Source organism: Pseudomonas sp. P5_B3 (genome assembly GCF_056400405.1).
Genome location: NZ_JBFULI010000061.1, coordinates 16,313 through 30,993, shown reverse-complemented (window position 1 = coordinate 30,993; position 14,681 = coordinate 16,313). Strand labels below are relative to the sequence as shown.

Sequence of the window (14,681 nt, the reverse complement as noted above, 5' to 3'; positions counted from 1 at the left end):
GTGCTGGGATAACGCCCCGATGGAGCGTTTCTTTGGGAGCCTTAAATCAGAGTGGGTGCCAGAAGATGGCTACAACTCTGAGCATGAAGCCCGCATAGACGTGCAACGCTACGTGATGCGTTACAACAACGTCAGGCTCCATAGCTACAACGGCTATCGTTCACCGGTAGCTATGGAAAAACTGGCGGCATGAAAACCGTAACTGGTGTCCAAAATTAGTTGACCAGTTCAGGCTCGCTCCTACAGTGATTTGTGTGGGTTTTCAGAGGCAAAAAAAGAGCCTCAAAGCTCTTGATGGGGAGGAAGTGGAGCCGTGAGGCTCAAGATGCGCGTGAAGCAGGCAGTGAGCTTGGTAGGGGTTCAGTTCACTCACCACCTACGCAGCGGCTTGAGCAAGCAAGCGGCTGCGCAAGTTCATCCTAAAAAGACCGAGTGTTGCACTCAAGTACCGCTAGTCGCATCCCCAGGCCAGCCGGCGCGACGCAACGCCTTGAGCAAGGTTTCAACATCCAGCCCCCGTACCGCATGCCCGTTGCCTTCGGCGGTGTCGGCGGCGAGCAAGGCATTGATGATGGCTTCTTCCACGGCTTCGGTGGCCGCCAGGAACAGCTCGCTGATGTGATCGTTGTTGACCATGCTCAGGTTGTCGGTGGTCGGTGCTTTCTTGCTCTCATATGCGGCCGGCGGCACGTGTTCATTGCCGGTGGCGAAGGCGATGAAGATGTCGCCGCTGTGGTCTTCATTGCCGCCGCCGGTGCGGGCCAGGCCGAGGCTGGCGCGCTGGGCCAGGCGGGTGCACTGGTGCGGCAGCAACGGCGCATCGGTGGCCAGGCAGACCACGATCGAACCCATGCCCGGATGGGGCAGAGAGGCCTTGAGGAACGGCGAATCGACCTGTTCCATGTAGCGCCCGACCGGATACCCGTCAACGCGCAGTTCATTGCGAATGCCATGGTTGGCCTGGACAATCGCGCCGACCGTCCAGCCACCCTGGGCGCTGTTCAAGCGTCGCGACGCGGTGCCGATGCCGCCCTTGAATTCGTGGCAGATCATGCCGCTGCCACCGCCGACATTACCTTCGGTCACTGGACCGCCCGCCGCCGAACGCACGGCCTGGGCCACGTGTTCAGGCTTCACGTGAAAGCCGTTGATGTCGTTGAGCAGGCCGTCGAAGGTTTCCAGCACCACCGGCATGTTCCAGTAGAGGCGCCCGTCATCTGGTTGCTGCTCGCGGTCGAGCACGATCAGCGCATCGCGCACCACGCCCAGGCTGTGGGTGTTGGTGAAGGCGATGGGGCTGGTCAGCAAGCCCGCTTCGCGAATCCACTCCAGCCCCGTGGCATCGCCGTTGCCGTTGAGCACATGCACGCCGGCAAAGCACGGCTGCTGGCTGGTGGAACCGGCACGCGGTTCGATGACGGTGACGCCGGTGAGGATGTCGCGGCCGGTGGCAGTGCGTCCTCGTACATTGCTGTGGCCGACCCGAACGCCGGGGACGTCAGTGATGGCGTTGAGCGGGCCGGGCTGCAGTTGGCCGAACTGGATGTTCAGGTCGCGGGCACGTGGTTTCATGGGTTTTCTCATCTTCGATTCGTGGCAGAAAAAAGAATATTTGTTGGGCACCACGGACCCTGTGGGAGCAAGCTCGCTCCCACAGGGTTTTGTGATGTCCTCGTCACTGACCGTTTTTGACCTTGCTCCAGATCCGCGTGCGCACGCGCTCGGTGACCGGCGGCAGGGGCTGTAGGGTGAACAAGGTGGCCATGGCTTCGGCAGGCGGATAGACGGCCGGGTTGCTGCGGGTCGCTTCGGCCACCAGCGTGGTGGCGCTGCGGTTGCCGTTGGGGTAGTTGAGGTGGTCACTGACCGGGGCGATGACCTCAGGGCGCATCAGGTAGTCGATGAAGGCCATCCCTTGTTCCGGGTGCGGTGCATCCTTGAGCAGTACCAGCGTATCGAACCACACCGGCGCGCCTTCCTTGGGCAAGCTGTAGGCGATCTTCACGCCGTTGCCGGCCTGCTCGGCGGTGTTCTTGGCTTCGAGCATCGCGCCGGACCAGCCCACCGCCACGCAGATATTGCCGTTGGACAGGTCGCTGATGAACTTCGACGAGTTGAAGTAGGCGATGTGCGGGCGCAGTTTGAGTAGCAGCGCTTCGGCCTTCTTGTAGTCCTCGGGGTTGGTGCTGTTGGGTGGCAGGCCGAGGTAGTGCAGGGCAACCGGCAGCATCTCCGACGGCGAGTCGAGCATGGCCACGCCGCATTGGCCGAGTTTGGCCAGGTTCTCCTCCTTGAACACCAGATCCCAGGAATCCACCGGCGCCTTGTCACCCAGCGCTGCGCGGACTTTGTCGATGTTGTAGCCGATGCCGTTGGTGCCCCACAGGTAGGGCACGGCGTACTGGTTACCCGGATCGTTGTTGGCGAGTTTCGCCAGCAGGTCGGCGTCCATGTTCTTGAAGTCCGGCATCTGCGCCCGGGGCAATGGCGCCAGGGCACCGGCCTTGATCAGCGTGGGCAAACTGAAATTGCTCGCCACCACCACGTCGTAGCCGCTGCGGCTGGTGAGCAACTTGCCTTCCAGCACTTCGGCGCTGTCGAAGGTGTCGTAGACCGGCGCAATCCCGGTGTCACGCTTGAAGTCCTGCAAGGTGGTGGGGCCGATGTAGTCGTACCAGTTGTACACGTGCACCGTCGGGGCCTCGACCGCAAAAGCCGACAGCGAAACCGCCAGACAGGCGCCAAACCCCAGATTGAAATACAAGCGGTGACGACTCATGATGCGGCACTCCTGGCCTGTTGCGGCCGGTGGTAATCAGGAGTTTGCAGCGTATCGACCGGGGTGGCCTTCACCCATTCCCATCATGGGTTACTCGAAAGGGGTAGTGCGTGGACGCGTTGTTGAAAGAGTTGCCGGTGCACCAGGGGCTGGCGCGGGTCTTCACGGCGGTGGGGCGGGACGGTTTCTGGCGTGCGTTGGTCGATACCCTGCGCTTGCTGGTGCCGCTGGACAACGCGCTGGTAGCGCTGATGCGCCCGGGGCATGTGCCGCGCCTGCTGATCGATTTCGATGCCAAGGGCAGCCCTGACGAGCATGAAGAACTGGCGGACTACAGCGCCGGCATGTACCTGCTCGACCCGTTCTACCAAGCCGCTTGCGCGGGCATCGCCGACGGCTTGCACAGCCTCGAATCGGTGGCCCCCGACCAGTTCCAGTACAGTGAGTACTACCTGAGTTACTTCAGCACCGTGGTCGGTGGCGACGAGTTGCAGTTCATGGTCAACGTCGACGGCGCCGTGCTCGGCCTGTCCCTCGGGCGTTCGACGCGCTTCAGCCTCGAGGAGCAGGGCCGCTTGCTGTGCGTGCGTGACTGGGTGCTGGCAGCAATGCACCGACACCTGGATTTGCTGCCGCCGGAAGGGCCGGCAGCTGAATCACCGGCCGGCGACCTGGCGACCTTGCTCGATCGCTTCGACGCACGCCTGACGCTGCGCGAGATCGAAACAGCGCGGCGGATTCTCCAGGGCTTCTCCAGCAAGGCCATCGCCCAGCAAATGGGCATCTCCCCGGAGACGGTGAAAGTGCACCGGCGCAACCTCTATCACAAGCTCAACGTGAACGGGCATGGCGAGTTGTTTGCGTTGGTGTTGCAGCCGCGTTGAACACCTGTGGGAGCGAGCTCGCTCCCACATGGATCTACGGTATAGATCCGAAAGTAGTGAATCAGTCTCGCTGCCGAAACACCAACGCCTTCAACCCACATTCAATATCCGCATCCGGAAACTCCGGCGGGTTCTCCAGCCGCTGCTCGAACCGCAGGCTTGGTGCCTCACGAGTCACGCCATCAATCAGGAAATCGGCGCCAAACGCCGGGTCGTTCATGCAGGCCAGTACGGTGCCTTGAGGGCTGAGCAATTCCGGCAACCGGCGCAGCACACGCTGGTAATCCTTGGTGAGCAGGAAACTGCCTTTCTGGAACGACGGCGGGTCGATGATCACCAAGTCGTACGGCCCCTTGCCAATCACCTTGCCCCAGGATTTGAACAGGTCGTGACCGAGGAAGCTGACCTTGCTCATGTCGTGGCCGTTGAGCCGGTGGTTGTCGCGGCCACGGTTCAAGGCCGGGCTCGACATGTCGAGGTTGACCACATGCGTCGCGCCGCCTTCGATAGCGGCCACCGAGAAGCCGCAGGTGTAGGCGAACAGGTTCAGCACCCGTTTGCCCCCGGCATTGGCGCGGACCCAATCGCGGCCGTAGCGCATGTCGAGGAACAGCCCGGTGTTCTGCTTGCGGCCCAGGTCCACCCGGTACTTCAACCCGCCTTCGGTGATGGTCATTTCCTCGATGACCTCCCCGAGCAGCCATTCGGTGGTGCTTTGCAGCAGGTAGCGGTGTTGCAACAGCAGCGTGTGGGCACCGGATTTTGCCCACTGCTCAGACTGGGTGATCGCCATCAGCACCTGCTTCAGGTCTTCCAGCTGCGCCGCTTCCGGCTCCTTGAACAGCGCCACCAGCACCACGCCTTGCAACCAGTCCACAGTCACTTGCTCCAGCCCTGGCCAGCAGCGGCCACGGCCGTGGAACAGGCGGCGGGTTTCGGCGGGGGCGGCCGCCAGGGCGGTCAGCAGATGCTGGTTGAGGGTGGCGAGGGCTTCAGGGTTCATCGGGTCGGGTCGGTCATTTGTGGGGGCGGCATTTAACCATAGTTGCGCACTGGACGGACCACCATAGAACCCTGTGGGAGCGAGCTTGCTCCGGGCGGCGTTCCGACGATAGCGGTGGGTCAGTCAACTTCGATGTTGAATGTAATGCCGTCATCGCGAGCAAGCTCGCTCCCACAGGTTTTCCGGTGCTCGTCAGGAACGAGTTATCACGATTAATTTAACTTTACGTGAGGATTTGGCGATCTCCGCGCTCCCATACTCGGCTCCAACGAACAACAACAAACCGGGAGCCGAACATGTCGCAGAGCACTGCTTCACCCAAGTCCACTCATCCATGCTGGCTACGGCTGACCCATTGGCTCAACGCCTTGGCGGTGCTGGTGATGGTCACCAGCGGCTGGCGCATCTACAACGCCTCGCCGATCTACGAATTCAGTTTTCCCAAGTCGATCACCCTCGGCGGCTGGCTAGGCGGTGCGCTGCAATGGCATTTCGCGGCGATGTGGTTCCTGGCGATCAACGGCCTGATCTACCTGGCCTTCAATCTGTTCAGCGGGCGCCTGAAGCGACGCTTCTTTCCGGTTTCGCCCAAAGGCGTACTGCACGACCTGTGGGACGCCTTGCGCGGAAAACTCGGACACGCCGACCTCAGCCAATACAACCAGGTGCAACGGGTGGCGTACCTGTTCGTGATGGTCGACATCATTCTGCTGGTGCTTTCCGGGCTGGTGTTGTGGAAGTCGGTGCAGTTCCCGCTGTTGCGTGAATTGCTGTTCGGTTATGAAGGCGCGCGCCGTGTGCACTTTTTCGCCATGGCACTGTTGGTGGCCTTCGTGGCGGTGCATCTGCTGATGGTCGCGCTGGTTCCGAAAACGCTGTTGGCCATGATCGTCGGCCGCAAGGAGCAGGTATGAAAAAGCGCATTCAGGTCCCCGGGCTGGACGAGGCTTCGATCCTCGGCGACGCCCGCAAGATCCTCGCCCCGCAAATCGAAGACCGCTCGCGCCGCTCGTTTCTGCTGCGTGGTTTGACCCTCGGCGGCGTGGCCATGCTGTCCGGCTGCAACATCACCGACAACGAAAGCGTCGAGACTGCGTTGTCGTCCATGTCGCGCTTCAACGATCGGGTACAGGGCTGGCTGTTCAACCCCAATGCGATGGCGCCGACCTATCCGGCGTCGATGATCACCCGGCCGTTTCCCTTCAATGCCTTTTACGGCATCGACGAGGCGCCGGTGGTGGAGGAGGAGGGCTATCGCCTGGAAGTCACCGGCCTGGTCGCCGACAAACGTAGCTGGCGCCTCGAAGAGCTGCGCGCCATGGCCCAGACCGAGCAGATCACCCGGCACATTTGCGTCGAAGGCTGGAGCGCCATCGGGCGTTGGGGCGGCGTGCGCTTCAGTGACTTCCTCCAGCGCATCGGCGCTGACACCGATGCCAAATACGTCGGTTTCAAATGCGCCGACGACTACTACACCAGCATCGACATGGCCACCGCGCTGCATGCGCAGACTCAGTTGACGCTGACTTACGACGGCGCTGTGCTGCCCCGCGAGTATGGCTTCCCGATGAAGCTGCGCATGCCCACCAAGCTCGGCTACAAAAATCCCAAACACATCCAGGCGATTTTCGTCACTAACACCTATCCGGGTGGCTACTGGGAAGACCAGGGCTACAACTGGTTCGGTGGCAGCTGATGAACGCCCGAAACATTCACCGCCCGCAAACCCGTGCTCCAAGGAGATTCATCATGAAAAAGTTGACCACTGTTGTTCTGTCCATGTGCCTGGCCGTTGGTGCTGCCTCTGTGTTCGCAGCTGACACGATGAGCAACGACAGCATGAGCAAGGATGCGATGTCCAAGGACGCCATGTCCAAGGATGCGATGTCCAAGGATGCGATGAAAAAAGACGCGATGAAGAAGACCGATTCCATGTCCAAGGACGCCATGTCCAAAGACAGCATGTCCAAGGACGCGATGAAAAAAGATGCAATGTCCAAGGATGCGATGAAGAAAAGCGAAATGTCGCAGTAAGTCCAAGCACCGCAGACCCTGTGGGAGCGAGCTTGCTCGCGATGAGGGCATGACAGTCGACATCTATGTTGACTGATCCGCCGCCATCGCGAGCAAGCTCGCTCCCACAGGTTTTTCCACAGGGCTTCAGGGGTAGCGTGCTGCGCAAGCTTGATCAGCACACTTGATACCAGGTCACCTGGTTGCATCAAAAATGAATTTCCGCCGAGTCCGCTGCTCATACCTTTTAGGTAGCGGGTCAGAGCCCGCGAAATCATTGAGGCTATCAGGGGGCGGCACGGTCATGAGTCGAGTACCGACGGCGGGTGGAGATCTTCCTGGCGGGTTGATTCTGGTGGTTGAGGACGACCCGCTGATCCTGGATTTTCTCTGTGAGATTCTTCAGGAAGAAGGTTTTGTCGTCGAGCCGCAAACCAGTGCGGACGCGGCAGTGATGTATCTGGAGCAACATGCGCCGCAGGTGCACATGCTGCTGACGGACATCACCATGCCCGGCACGCTCAATGGCGCGGACCTGGCTAACCAGTTCGGCGATCGCTGGCCGGACAAGCCAATCATGATCATGTCCGGTTTCGAAACCCCTGAAAGCGCAGGCGTGCGGCATGAGGTCTCCTTCATCAAGAAACCCTGGATGATTGGCGGGCTGCTCGATTGCGTGGGCCAGACCTTCAAGTCCAAACGACTCAACTGACCTGTGCGCAGATGCTACATTGCCGGGTAAATCCGTCCGGCACTTGCGAGGTTCTTTTTCTTGTCCGATCACTCCGTATTCAACTCGACTTACCGTGCCTTTCTGTTCGACATGGACGGTACGGTCCTGACATCCATCGCCGCCGCCGAGCGGGTCTGGACCACCTGGGCGGTGCGCCATGGCGTCGATGTCGACACATTCCTGCCGACCATCCACGGTGCCCGCGCCGTCGACACCATCAGGCGCCTGGGGTTGCCCGGGGTGGATGCCGAGGCCGAAGCCGCGTGGATTACCGAAGCGGAAATCGAAGATGTCGACGGGGTATTCGAAGTGGCTGGCGCGGGCAAATTCTTGCGGTCTTTGCCTGCCAGCCAATGGGCCATCGTCACTTCCGCTCCGCGGGAACTGGCGTTGCGGCGGATGGCGGCGGCGGGGATTCCCGTGCCTGCCGTCATGATCACCGCCGAGGATGTGACTGCCGGCAAGCCGGACCCCGCCGGTTACCGCCTCGCGGCCCGGCGCCTGGGTGTCGAGCCTGGGCAGTGCCTGGTTTTTGAAGACGCCACGGTGGGGATTCTGGCGGCCGAGGCGGCGGGGGCGGATTTGATGATCGTGACGGCGACCCATGAGCAGCCGATCAAGACGTTGCATGGGACGTTGGCGGGTTATGAAATGGTCCGGGTTCTGGTGGATGCCGGTGGTCGGCTTCGACTACTGGCTTTATGAGCGACTCCACCCCCTGTGGGAGCGAGCTCGCTCCCACAGGGGCCTGCGTTTTTTCAATAAAGCCCGGGGATCAGCCGCCAGGAGCGGGCGCAATAAGCCTCGTATTCGCTGCCGAACTGCGCCCGGAGCAAGGCTTCTTCCGAGTGAATGCGCGCGATCAGCGGGATCAGCGTCAGCGCCACCAAAATCAGTCCGACACCAGAGCGAAAGGCTAATGCCCAACCCATGCCGATGACCATCATCCCCAGATAACTGGGGTTGCGCAGGTTGCGGTAAATCCCCTCAGTGACCAGTTGATGTCCCGGCTGAATGGCCACCAGTCCGCTGAAGCGCTTGCCCAGTACAAACACCGGCCACAACCGCAGCGCGCCACCGACGACGAACAACAGTGCGCCGAGCCAGCGCACGCCTTCACCGCCAAAGGTCCAGAAATCGATGCGGTCGGTATAAGCCGGCAGAAAGCCGCTCAGTAAGCCGATCACGCCAAAGGCCGGAATGACCCAGCGGTTGGCCCGGTCTTCGCGTTCCCCCGAACTCAGGTTGACCTCGGTGAACAGAGAAGCGACAGCCATGATCAGAGTGGCCAGGGCAACGACGACCAGTGAACCGTGGCTGAAATAAGCCGCGAAACCACCCAGTCCCCAGATCGCCAGCGTGAGGTAGGCGAGGGTGCTGACGACGGCGAAAAATGCCAGTTTGGCCGAGATTTTCATGGTACCTCCGCGAACAGGCTTACGTAGGAGCTGCCGTAGGCTGCGATCTTTTGATCGTTCTTTGGCCTTCGAGTTTCCATGGGTAAAAGATCGCAACCGGCGCCGGACCGCTGAGACGGTCGCCCGGAGGCCGGGTGAACTAAGCTTGGGAGAGAGGACCGTTCACCGCCGGCTCGCACGAGTTCGACGAGCCGGTGGCGTGAAACAGGAGCCTGTATGCTTCACATCCGCACGCCTTTGATCCTGCACCCTGGCCTGTCGACCCCGACCCGCCGTATCTGGCTGAAACTGGAAAACCTGCAACCTGGCGGCTCGTTCAAAATACGCGGCATTGGCTTACTGTGCAGCCGGGCGGCGCAGCAGGGCAAGCGCAAGGTGGTCTGTCCCTCCGGCGGTAACGCGGGACTGGCCACGGCCATGGCCGCTGCATGCCTGGGACTCAAGGCATGCATCGTGGTGCCGCACACCACCCCGCAAAGCACCCGGACGCGGATCAGCAATACCGGCGCCGAGGTGATCGTGCACGGCAAGGTCTGGGACGAAGCCAATCTACGGGCACGGGAGCTCGCCCAGGACCCACGCAGTGAATTCGTGCCCGCTTTCGACCACCCGGTGTTGTGGGAAGGGCACAGCACCATGGTCGATGAAATCCTTGAAGACTGCCCGCCAGTGGATGTGCTGGTGACCTCGGTGGGCGGCGGTGGCTTGCTGGCGGGGCTACTCACCGGCCTGATTCGTCATCGGCACACCGATTGCCGCATCGTAGCCTGCGAAACTGAAGGCGCGGCGTCGTTCGCCGCGGCGGTGGCGGCCGGGTACCCGGTCAAATTGGCGAAAATCGACACCGTCGCCACGTCCCTGGGCGCCGCCCAAGTGGCCGCCTGGCCGGTCAAGCACATCGGCGATTTTTCCCATGAATGCGTAGTGCTCAGTGATGATGAGGCGATCATGGGCGTGGTGCGTTACGCCAATGATTTGCGTCAGCTGGTCGAGCCGGCGTGCGGGGTTTCATTGGCGGTTGCCTACCTGGATCACCCGGCGATTGCCGACGCCAATGACGTGGTGATCGTGGTGTGCGGCGGGGTGAGTATCAACGCGCAACTCGTGGCCGGGTGGGCACGCTTGTCCACTGGCACGCACGCCGGGTAGGGCCGGAAACGCTATCCCGGTGTCACAAGCCCCACCGCTGGCGATGACGATCGTCAGTGATCGGTGGCAACGCCTTCCTGGACGAGGATGGCGCGGGCCAGCTCTTCGTCGCTTGCGTTGTTGAGGGCGGGATTGTCCTGACGGACTTTTTTCAATACCGCCTCCAGATAAGCACCACGAATCGCACCGCCACTGGCGACGAAGCTGGAAGCGTCATCCCGGGCGGGAATCATGAGTTTGTCGTCTTTGAACGTCGAATAAAGCGAGGCGGAAACCCCGGCCGAGGTGGCGACATCTTCGGCATCCACTTTAGCCAGAGCGGAACCGACGGGCAAACAAAGCAGCAGGGAAGAAAGGATAAACATGCGGCGCATGATGGTGTCCTCCGACAGCATGGAGCATAAGGGAAATACCACATAGTTTAGGATGCATGGCAATCGCCGAGAGTTCCCCGGCGCTGCCGATTGTGCATATGGACAGGGGACTTCATGGCCTTGTCGCTGGCGATTTTCTCCAGCCTGATCGACTATCGGCAGCGGGAACAGGTGTGAGAGGGCTGGGGCGTTGAACGTCGATATTCAAAGTGTGGTGATCGGGGCTGGCGTCGTCGGATTGGCAGTGGCCAGGGCCTTGGCCATGAGCGGGCGCGACGTGCTGGTGGTTGACGCGGGTGAGGGCATCGGAACGGGCATCAGCTCGCGTAACTCGCAAGTGATTCACGCCGGTATCTATTACCCGGGTGGCAGCCTCAAGGCGCGGTTGTGCGTGGAGGGCAAGCAGCGTCTCTACGCTTATTGCGATGAGCAAGGTATTGATTACCGGCGCGTCGGCAAGCTGATCGTGGCCACCGATGAGCAACAGCGCTCGGCTTTGCAGCGTCTGTTGGAGCAGGGGCGTGTCAATGGTGTCGATGACCTGCAATGGCTGGATGGCGCACAGGCCCGGGCGCTTGAACCGGCGTTGTCCTGTATCGCGGCGCTGTGGTCGCCGTCTACCGGCATCGTCGACTCCCACGCCCTGATGCTGGCGCTTCAGGGCGATGCCGAGCGGTTCGCAGCGACGCTGGCCTTGCGCACACCGCTGCTGTCGGCCAGTTGCATGGAGCAGGGCTTCGAGCTGCGCATGGGCGGCATTCAACCCATGACCCTGTGCTGCCGCGAATTGATCAATTGCGCGGGGCTGTCCGCGCCCGAGGTGGCGCGCGCTATTGTCGGTCTGCCTGGGCAATTCATTCCCCGGGCGCATTTGTGCAAGGGCAGTTATTTCAGTTTCAGCGGCCGGGCGCCGTTTCGCCACCTGGTGTATCCAGCCCCGGAGAGCGCGGGACTGGGTGTGCACATGACGCTCGACCTGGGCGGGCAGGCGCGCTTCGGGCCGGATGTCGAATGGGTCGAGCACATCGATTACCGCGTCGAGCCCCACAGGGTCGAGGGGTTCTATCAGGCGATCCGCCGCTATTGGCCGGGGTTGCCGGACAACAGCCTGCAACCGGCCTACAGCGGTATTCGCCCGAAAATCAGTGGGCCGACCGAGCCGGCTGCCGACTTTCTCATCAGCGGTCGGGCCGAACATGGGGTGCCGGGACTGGTGAATCTGTTCGGCATCGAATCACCGGGCCTGACCAGTTGCCTGGCGCTCGCCGAACAGGTAGTAAAACGCCTGGACGACCGATGATCAGGGCTGGCACTGCCTTGTGGGCATTGGGTCTATGCTAGGGGGCGTTCTCAATTAGTTTCCCCACCGCGTTGTCGCCTTAAAGCTGGCCAGGCAAGGCGTAGGCCGCGGGGAATGGTTGTTCCCTTTCCAAGGCCTGCAACGCAGCATGGCCAGCTTTAAGGCACAACCCGAAGGGCCGGGCCTGCTGTTGTGCAGGGCTGTGTTGCTCGAAGCTGATTTGGAATGACCAAACTGCGCTTCTCGCGCCTTGCCCTGCACAACAGCAGACCCGGCGCGGTGGGGAAACTAATTGAGAACGCCCCCTAGGGATGCGCTTACTGCCATCGGAGAACTCTGATGATCACCGTACGCACTGCCTGTCTGCTGGCCGATTACAAACGCTGGGCCAATCAGCGCCTCTTTGACAGCCTCGCAGCGCTCCCTCCGGGGGAAGTCAAAAAAGAACGGGTGTCGGTGTTCAAAAACATGATCGGCACCCTCAATCACGTCTACGTGGTCGATTGCATCTGGCAGGCGCACCTCGAAGGCCGGGGGCATGGCTTCAAGACCTCACACGACCTGCTGCATGCCGATCTGTCCGAACTGCGCATGGCGCAAAAAGAGATCGATCGCTGGTATTGCGACTGGAGCGCCCGGCAAACCGATGCCTCCCTGGACAAGCCCCTGGAGTTCACCTTTGTCTCGGGCGAAAGCGGCACCATGAGCGCCGGCGCGATGCTGATGCACGTGGTCAATCACGCCAGCTATCACCGTGGCTGGGTGGTGCAGATGTACTTCGAGATTCCGGCCATGCCACCGGTGACCGACATGCCGGTGTATTTGCGCGAGTCCGAGCCGTTAGTCCTGCAGTCGATCAATGCCCCGATAGTGGCGCCGCCATGTGCTGTGCAATTTTCGAGCGCAACCAGCGTTCTGCCGGATCGTTATCGTTGACCCCGTTCCAGACCATCGACAGTTCGGACAGCTTGATATCAAACGGTGCGTCGTCTGCCCGCAGCTGACTGCTGCCGTCGTCAGATCGCGCAACTTTGCCAGCGACGCGCTGACAGGGGGCTGGCCGAGGAACAGCTTTTCCCCGGCGCGGGTCAGGTTCTTTTTGAACATCAGGGTTTCGAAAATCACCAGCAAGTTCATGTCCACGCGGCGCAGGTCGTTGCGGTTCGTGGTGGTGGCTCAGTGGGTTTCAGGCTTTTTCAGTAAAGCATCAAACCTTGAGGAAAGACGCGCAACCTGTGGGAGCGAGCCTGCTCGCGATAGCGGTGGGTCAGTCACATGRATGTTGGATGTGCTGCCGCCATCGCGAGCARGCTCGCTCCCACACGGGATCTCCAGCGAGCACAAATGCTGTGTACGACAYCAATAAACTGTGGGAGCCTGCTCGCGATAGCGGTGGGTCAGTCACATGGATGTTGGATGTGCTGCCGCYATCGCGAGCAAGCTCGCTCCCACACGGGATCTCCAGCGAGCACAAATGCTGAGTACGACACCAATCAACTGTGGGAGCGAGCCTGCTCGCGATAGCGGTGGGTCAGTCACATGGACGTTGGATGTGCTGCCGTCATCGCGAGCAAGCTCGCTCCCACACGGGATCTCCAGCAAGCACAAATGCAGCGTACGGCACCAATCAACTGTGGGAGCGAGCYTGCTCGCGATAGCGGTGGGTCAGTCACATGGATGTTGGATGTGCTGCCGTCATCGCGAGCAAGCTCGCTCCCACAGTGTTATGTGGTGGGTTCAGGCTCCGTCAGCACCTTCCTGAATGTCTCCACCAGCGGCCGAAAATTGATCCGGTGCCACGCCGCCCACAATGGCGTGGTGACCCTTGATCTGAGCGAAGCGCAGCCGGACGGTTTTCTGCTGGCAGGTCGCTACACTCTTCTCGACCATGATCGCGCCTTGCAGCGCTTGATGGACGCGGCCCTGGCGCAGAACGTCGAGATCGTGGTCGGCGGCCCGTACAGCTCGGGCATTCTGGCCGGTGGCGCACACTTCGAATACCAGAAGGCCAGCCCGGCGATCATCAGCAAGGTCGAGCAGATCAAACGCATTGTGGCGGCCCACGGCGTTGATATCAAGGCTGCGGCGTTGCAATTTTCGTTGGCGAACCCGGCAGTGGCGGCGGTGATCCCCACTGCGTTCTGGCAGGCGATGCGTGAGGCGAAGCTGGTTTCCGAGCGCGCACCCTTGCCCCTCATTGGAGCTTGAAAATGAAGATTGATTTGAGCGGAAAACTCGCGATCGTCAGCGGCAGCACCGCCGGCATTGGCCTGGGCATCAGTCAGGCACTGGCCGAGGCCGGCGCCACGGTGGTGGTGATCGGCCGCGACGCGGCCAAGGTCGAACAGGCGTTGGCGAGCATTCGCCAACGCGTACCCGGCGCGCAATTGCGCGGTGTGACCGCCGACCTCGGTACCGCCGAAGGCGCCGAAAGATTGTTCGCCGCCGAACCTCGGGCGGATATCCTGGTGAACAACCTCGGGATCTTCAACACGGTGGATTTCTTCGACGCCCCGGACAGTGAGTGGACGCGCTTCTACGAGGTCAACGTGATCTCCGGCGTGCGTCTGTCGCGGCACTACACGCCGCAGATGGTCAAGCAGGGCTGGGGCCGGGTGATCTTTCTGTCTTCGGAGTCCGGCGTGGCGACACCGGCGGACATGATCAACTACGGCGTGACCAAAAGCGCCAACCTGGCGGTGTCCCATGGCCTGGCCAAACGCCTGGCCGGCACCGGCGTGACGGTCAACGCGATCCTGCCCGGCCCGACCTTTACCGATGGCCTGGAAGACATGCTCAAGGACGCCATCGCCGAATCCGGACGCAGCGCCCGGGACGAAGCCGATGCGTTCGTGCGCAAGGCCCGGCCGACGTCGATCATCCAGCGCGTGGCGGATGTCGAGGAGGTCGCCAATCTGGTGGCCTACATCGCTTCGCCGTTATCCTCGGCCACCACCGGTGCTGCCTTGCGGGTCGACGGCGGTGTCGTCGACAGCCTGGCCATCTGAACCTTATTGATTAGAGAGAA

16 protein-coding genes and 3 pseudogenes are annotated in these 14,681 nt (G+C 61.4%); 12 read left to right on the top strand and 7 right to left on the bottom strand.

Going from position 1 to position 14,681, the window contains the following annotated elements; all coding sequences use genetic code 11:
• A partial coding sequence (locus AC1DRN_RS25990) for an integrase core domain-containing protein (RefSeq protein WP_458237311.1) occupies positions 1–193 on the top strand: 193 nt, incomplete at its 5' end.
• 248 nt (positions 194–441) lie between these two features.
• Here AC1DRN_RS25990 and AC1DRN_RS25985 read toward each other — a convergent pair.
• Positions 442–1,572 (bottom strand): DmpA family aminopeptidase, encoded by a 1,131-nt coding sequence (locus tag AC1DRN_RS25985; protein WP_223463507.1) that lies wholly within the window; start codon positions 1,570–1,572, stop codon positions 442–444.
• 103 nt (positions 1,573–1,675) lie between these two features.
• Positions 1,676–2,779, bottom strand: a complete 1,104-nt coding sequence (locus AC1DRN_RS25980) for an extracellular solute-binding protein (RefSeq protein ID WP_223463508.1) — start codon at positions 2,777–2,779, stop codon at positions 1,676–1,678.
• Between the two features lie 110 nt (positions 2,780–2,889).
• Here AC1DRN_RS25980 and AC1DRN_RS25975 point away from each other — a divergent pair, with 110 nt between their 5' ends.
• Positions 2,890–3,663, top strand: coding sequence for a helix-turn-helix transcriptional regulator (locus AC1DRN_RS25975; protein ID WP_223463509.1), 774 nt, complete (start codon positions 2,890–2,892; stop codon positions 3,661–3,663).
• 61 nt (positions 3,664–3,724) lie between these two features.
• On the opposite strand, the gene AC1DRN_RS25970 is transcribed toward AC1DRN_RS25975, so the two are convergent.
• Entirely contained in the window at positions 3,725–4,666 is a 942-nt protein-coding gene (locus AC1DRN_RS25970) for a class I SAM-dependent methyltransferase (RefSeq protein WP_223463510.1), read from the bottom strand.
• Between the two features lie 296 nt (positions 4,667–4,962).
• Between AC1DRN_RS25970 and AC1DRN_RS25965 the strand changes: the two genes are divergently transcribed.
• The 5 genes from AC1DRN_RS25965 to AC1DRN_RS25945 all read left to right on the top strand — a co-directional run bounded on the left by AC1DRN_RS25965 (position 4,963) and on the right by AC1DRN_RS25945 (position 8,117).
• Positions 4,963–5,580 (top strand): cytochrome b/b6 domain-containing protein, encoded by a 618-nt coding sequence (locus AC1DRN_RS25965; RefSeq protein ID WP_223463511.1) that lies wholly within the window; start codon positions 4,963–4,965, stop codon positions 5,578–5,580.
• Positions 5,577–6,362: a molybdopterin-dependent oxidoreductase gene (locus AC1DRN_RS25960; protein ID WP_223463512.1), complete on the top strand. Its 786-nt coding sequence runs from the start codon at positions 5,577–5,579 to the stop codon at positions 6,360–6,362. The genes AC1DRN_RS25965 and AC1DRN_RS25960 overlap by 4 nt, the downstream gene beginning before the upstream one ends.
• A gap of 53 nt (positions 6,363–6,415) precedes the next feature.
• Positions 6,416–6,700 (top strand): pentapeptide MXKDX repeat protein, encoded by a 285-nt coding sequence (locus AC1DRN_RS25955; protein ID WP_223463513.1) that lies wholly within the window; start codon positions 6,416–6,418, stop codon positions 6,698–6,700.
• Positions 6,701–6,983: 283 nt separating this feature from the next.
• Positions 6,984–7,391 (top strand): response regulator, encoded by a 408-nt coding sequence (locus AC1DRN_RS25950; protein WP_223463514.1) that lies wholly within the window; start codon positions 6,984–6,986, stop codon positions 7,389–7,391.
• 60 nt (positions 7,392–7,451) lie between these two features.
• A complete protein-coding gene (locus AC1DRN_RS25945) occupies positions 7,452–8,117 on the top strand; it encodes an HAD-IA family hydrolase (protein WP_223463515.1) in 666 nt (221 codons plus the stop codon).
• Between the two features lie 53 nt (positions 8,118–8,170).
• Here the strand turns inward: AC1DRN_RS25945 and AC1DRN_RS25940 are convergent, their stop codons facing one another.
• Complete coding sequence (locus tag AC1DRN_RS25940; RefSeq protein ID WP_223463516.1) at positions 8,171–8,830, bottom strand: methyltransferase family protein; 660 nt, start codon at positions 8,828–8,830, stop codon at positions 8,171–8,173.
• A 216-nt stretch (positions 8,831–9,046) separates the two neighbouring features.
• On the opposite strand from AC1DRN_RS25940, the gene AC1DRN_RS25935 reads away from it, so the two are divergent.
• Entirely contained in the window at positions 9,047–9,979 is a 933-nt protein-coding gene (locus AC1DRN_RS25935) for a pyridoxal-phosphate dependent enzyme (protein ID WP_223463517.1), read from the top strand.
• A gap of 53 nt (positions 9,980–10,032) precedes the next feature.
• On the opposite strand, the gene AC1DRN_RS25930 is transcribed toward AC1DRN_RS25935, so the two are convergent.
• Positions 10,033–10,353 (bottom strand): DUF2388 domain-containing protein, encoded by a 321-nt coding sequence (locus AC1DRN_RS25930; RefSeq protein ID WP_223463518.1) that lies wholly within the window; start codon positions 10,351–10,353, stop codon positions 10,033–10,035.
• Positions 10,354–10,543: 190 nt separating this feature from the next.
• Here AC1DRN_RS25930 and AC1DRN_RS25925 point away from each other — a divergent pair, with 190 nt between their 5' ends.
• Complete coding sequence (locus AC1DRN_RS25925) at positions 10,544–11,653, top strand: NAD(P)/FAD-dependent oxidoreductase (protein WP_223463519.1); 1,110 nt, start codon at positions 10,544–10,546, stop codon at positions 11,651–11,653.
• 339 nt (positions 11,654–11,992) lie between these two features.
• On the top strand, positions 11,993–12,589 hold the full coding sequence (locus tag AC1DRN_RS25920; protein ID WP_108217947.1) for a DinB family protein: 597 nt from the start codon (positions 11,993–11,995) through the stop codon (positions 12,587–12,589).
• A gap of 81 nt (positions 12,590–12,670) precedes the next feature.
• Here AC1DRN_RS25920 and AC1DRN_RS25915 read toward each other — a convergent pair.
• Positions 12,671–12,790, bottom strand: a pseudogene (locus AC1DRN_RS25915) (LysR family transcriptional regulator); the annotation flags it as partial.
• A gap of 587 nt (positions 12,791–13,377) precedes the next feature.
• Positions 13,378–13,473: pseudogene (locus AC1DRN_RS25910) on the bottom strand (LysR family transcriptional regulator); the annotation flags it as partial.
• Here AC1DRN_RS25910 and AC1DRN_RS25905 point away from each other — a divergent pair.
• Positions 13,472–13,861, top strand: a pseudogene (locus AC1DRN_RS25905) (aldo/keto reductase); the annotation flags it as partial. The pseudogenes AC1DRN_RS25910 and AC1DRN_RS25905 overlap by 2 nt on opposite strands.
• 2 nt (positions 13,862–13,863) lie before the next feature.
• The gene (locus AC1DRN_RS25900) at positions 13,864–14,661 is read left to right on the top strand and encodes an SDR family NAD(P)-dependent oxidoreductase (protein ID WP_223463520.1); all 798 of its coding nucleotides are present in this window, start codon (positions 13,864–13,866) and stop codon (positions 14,659–14,661) included.
• Positions 14,662–14,681 lie beyond the last annotated feature (20 nt).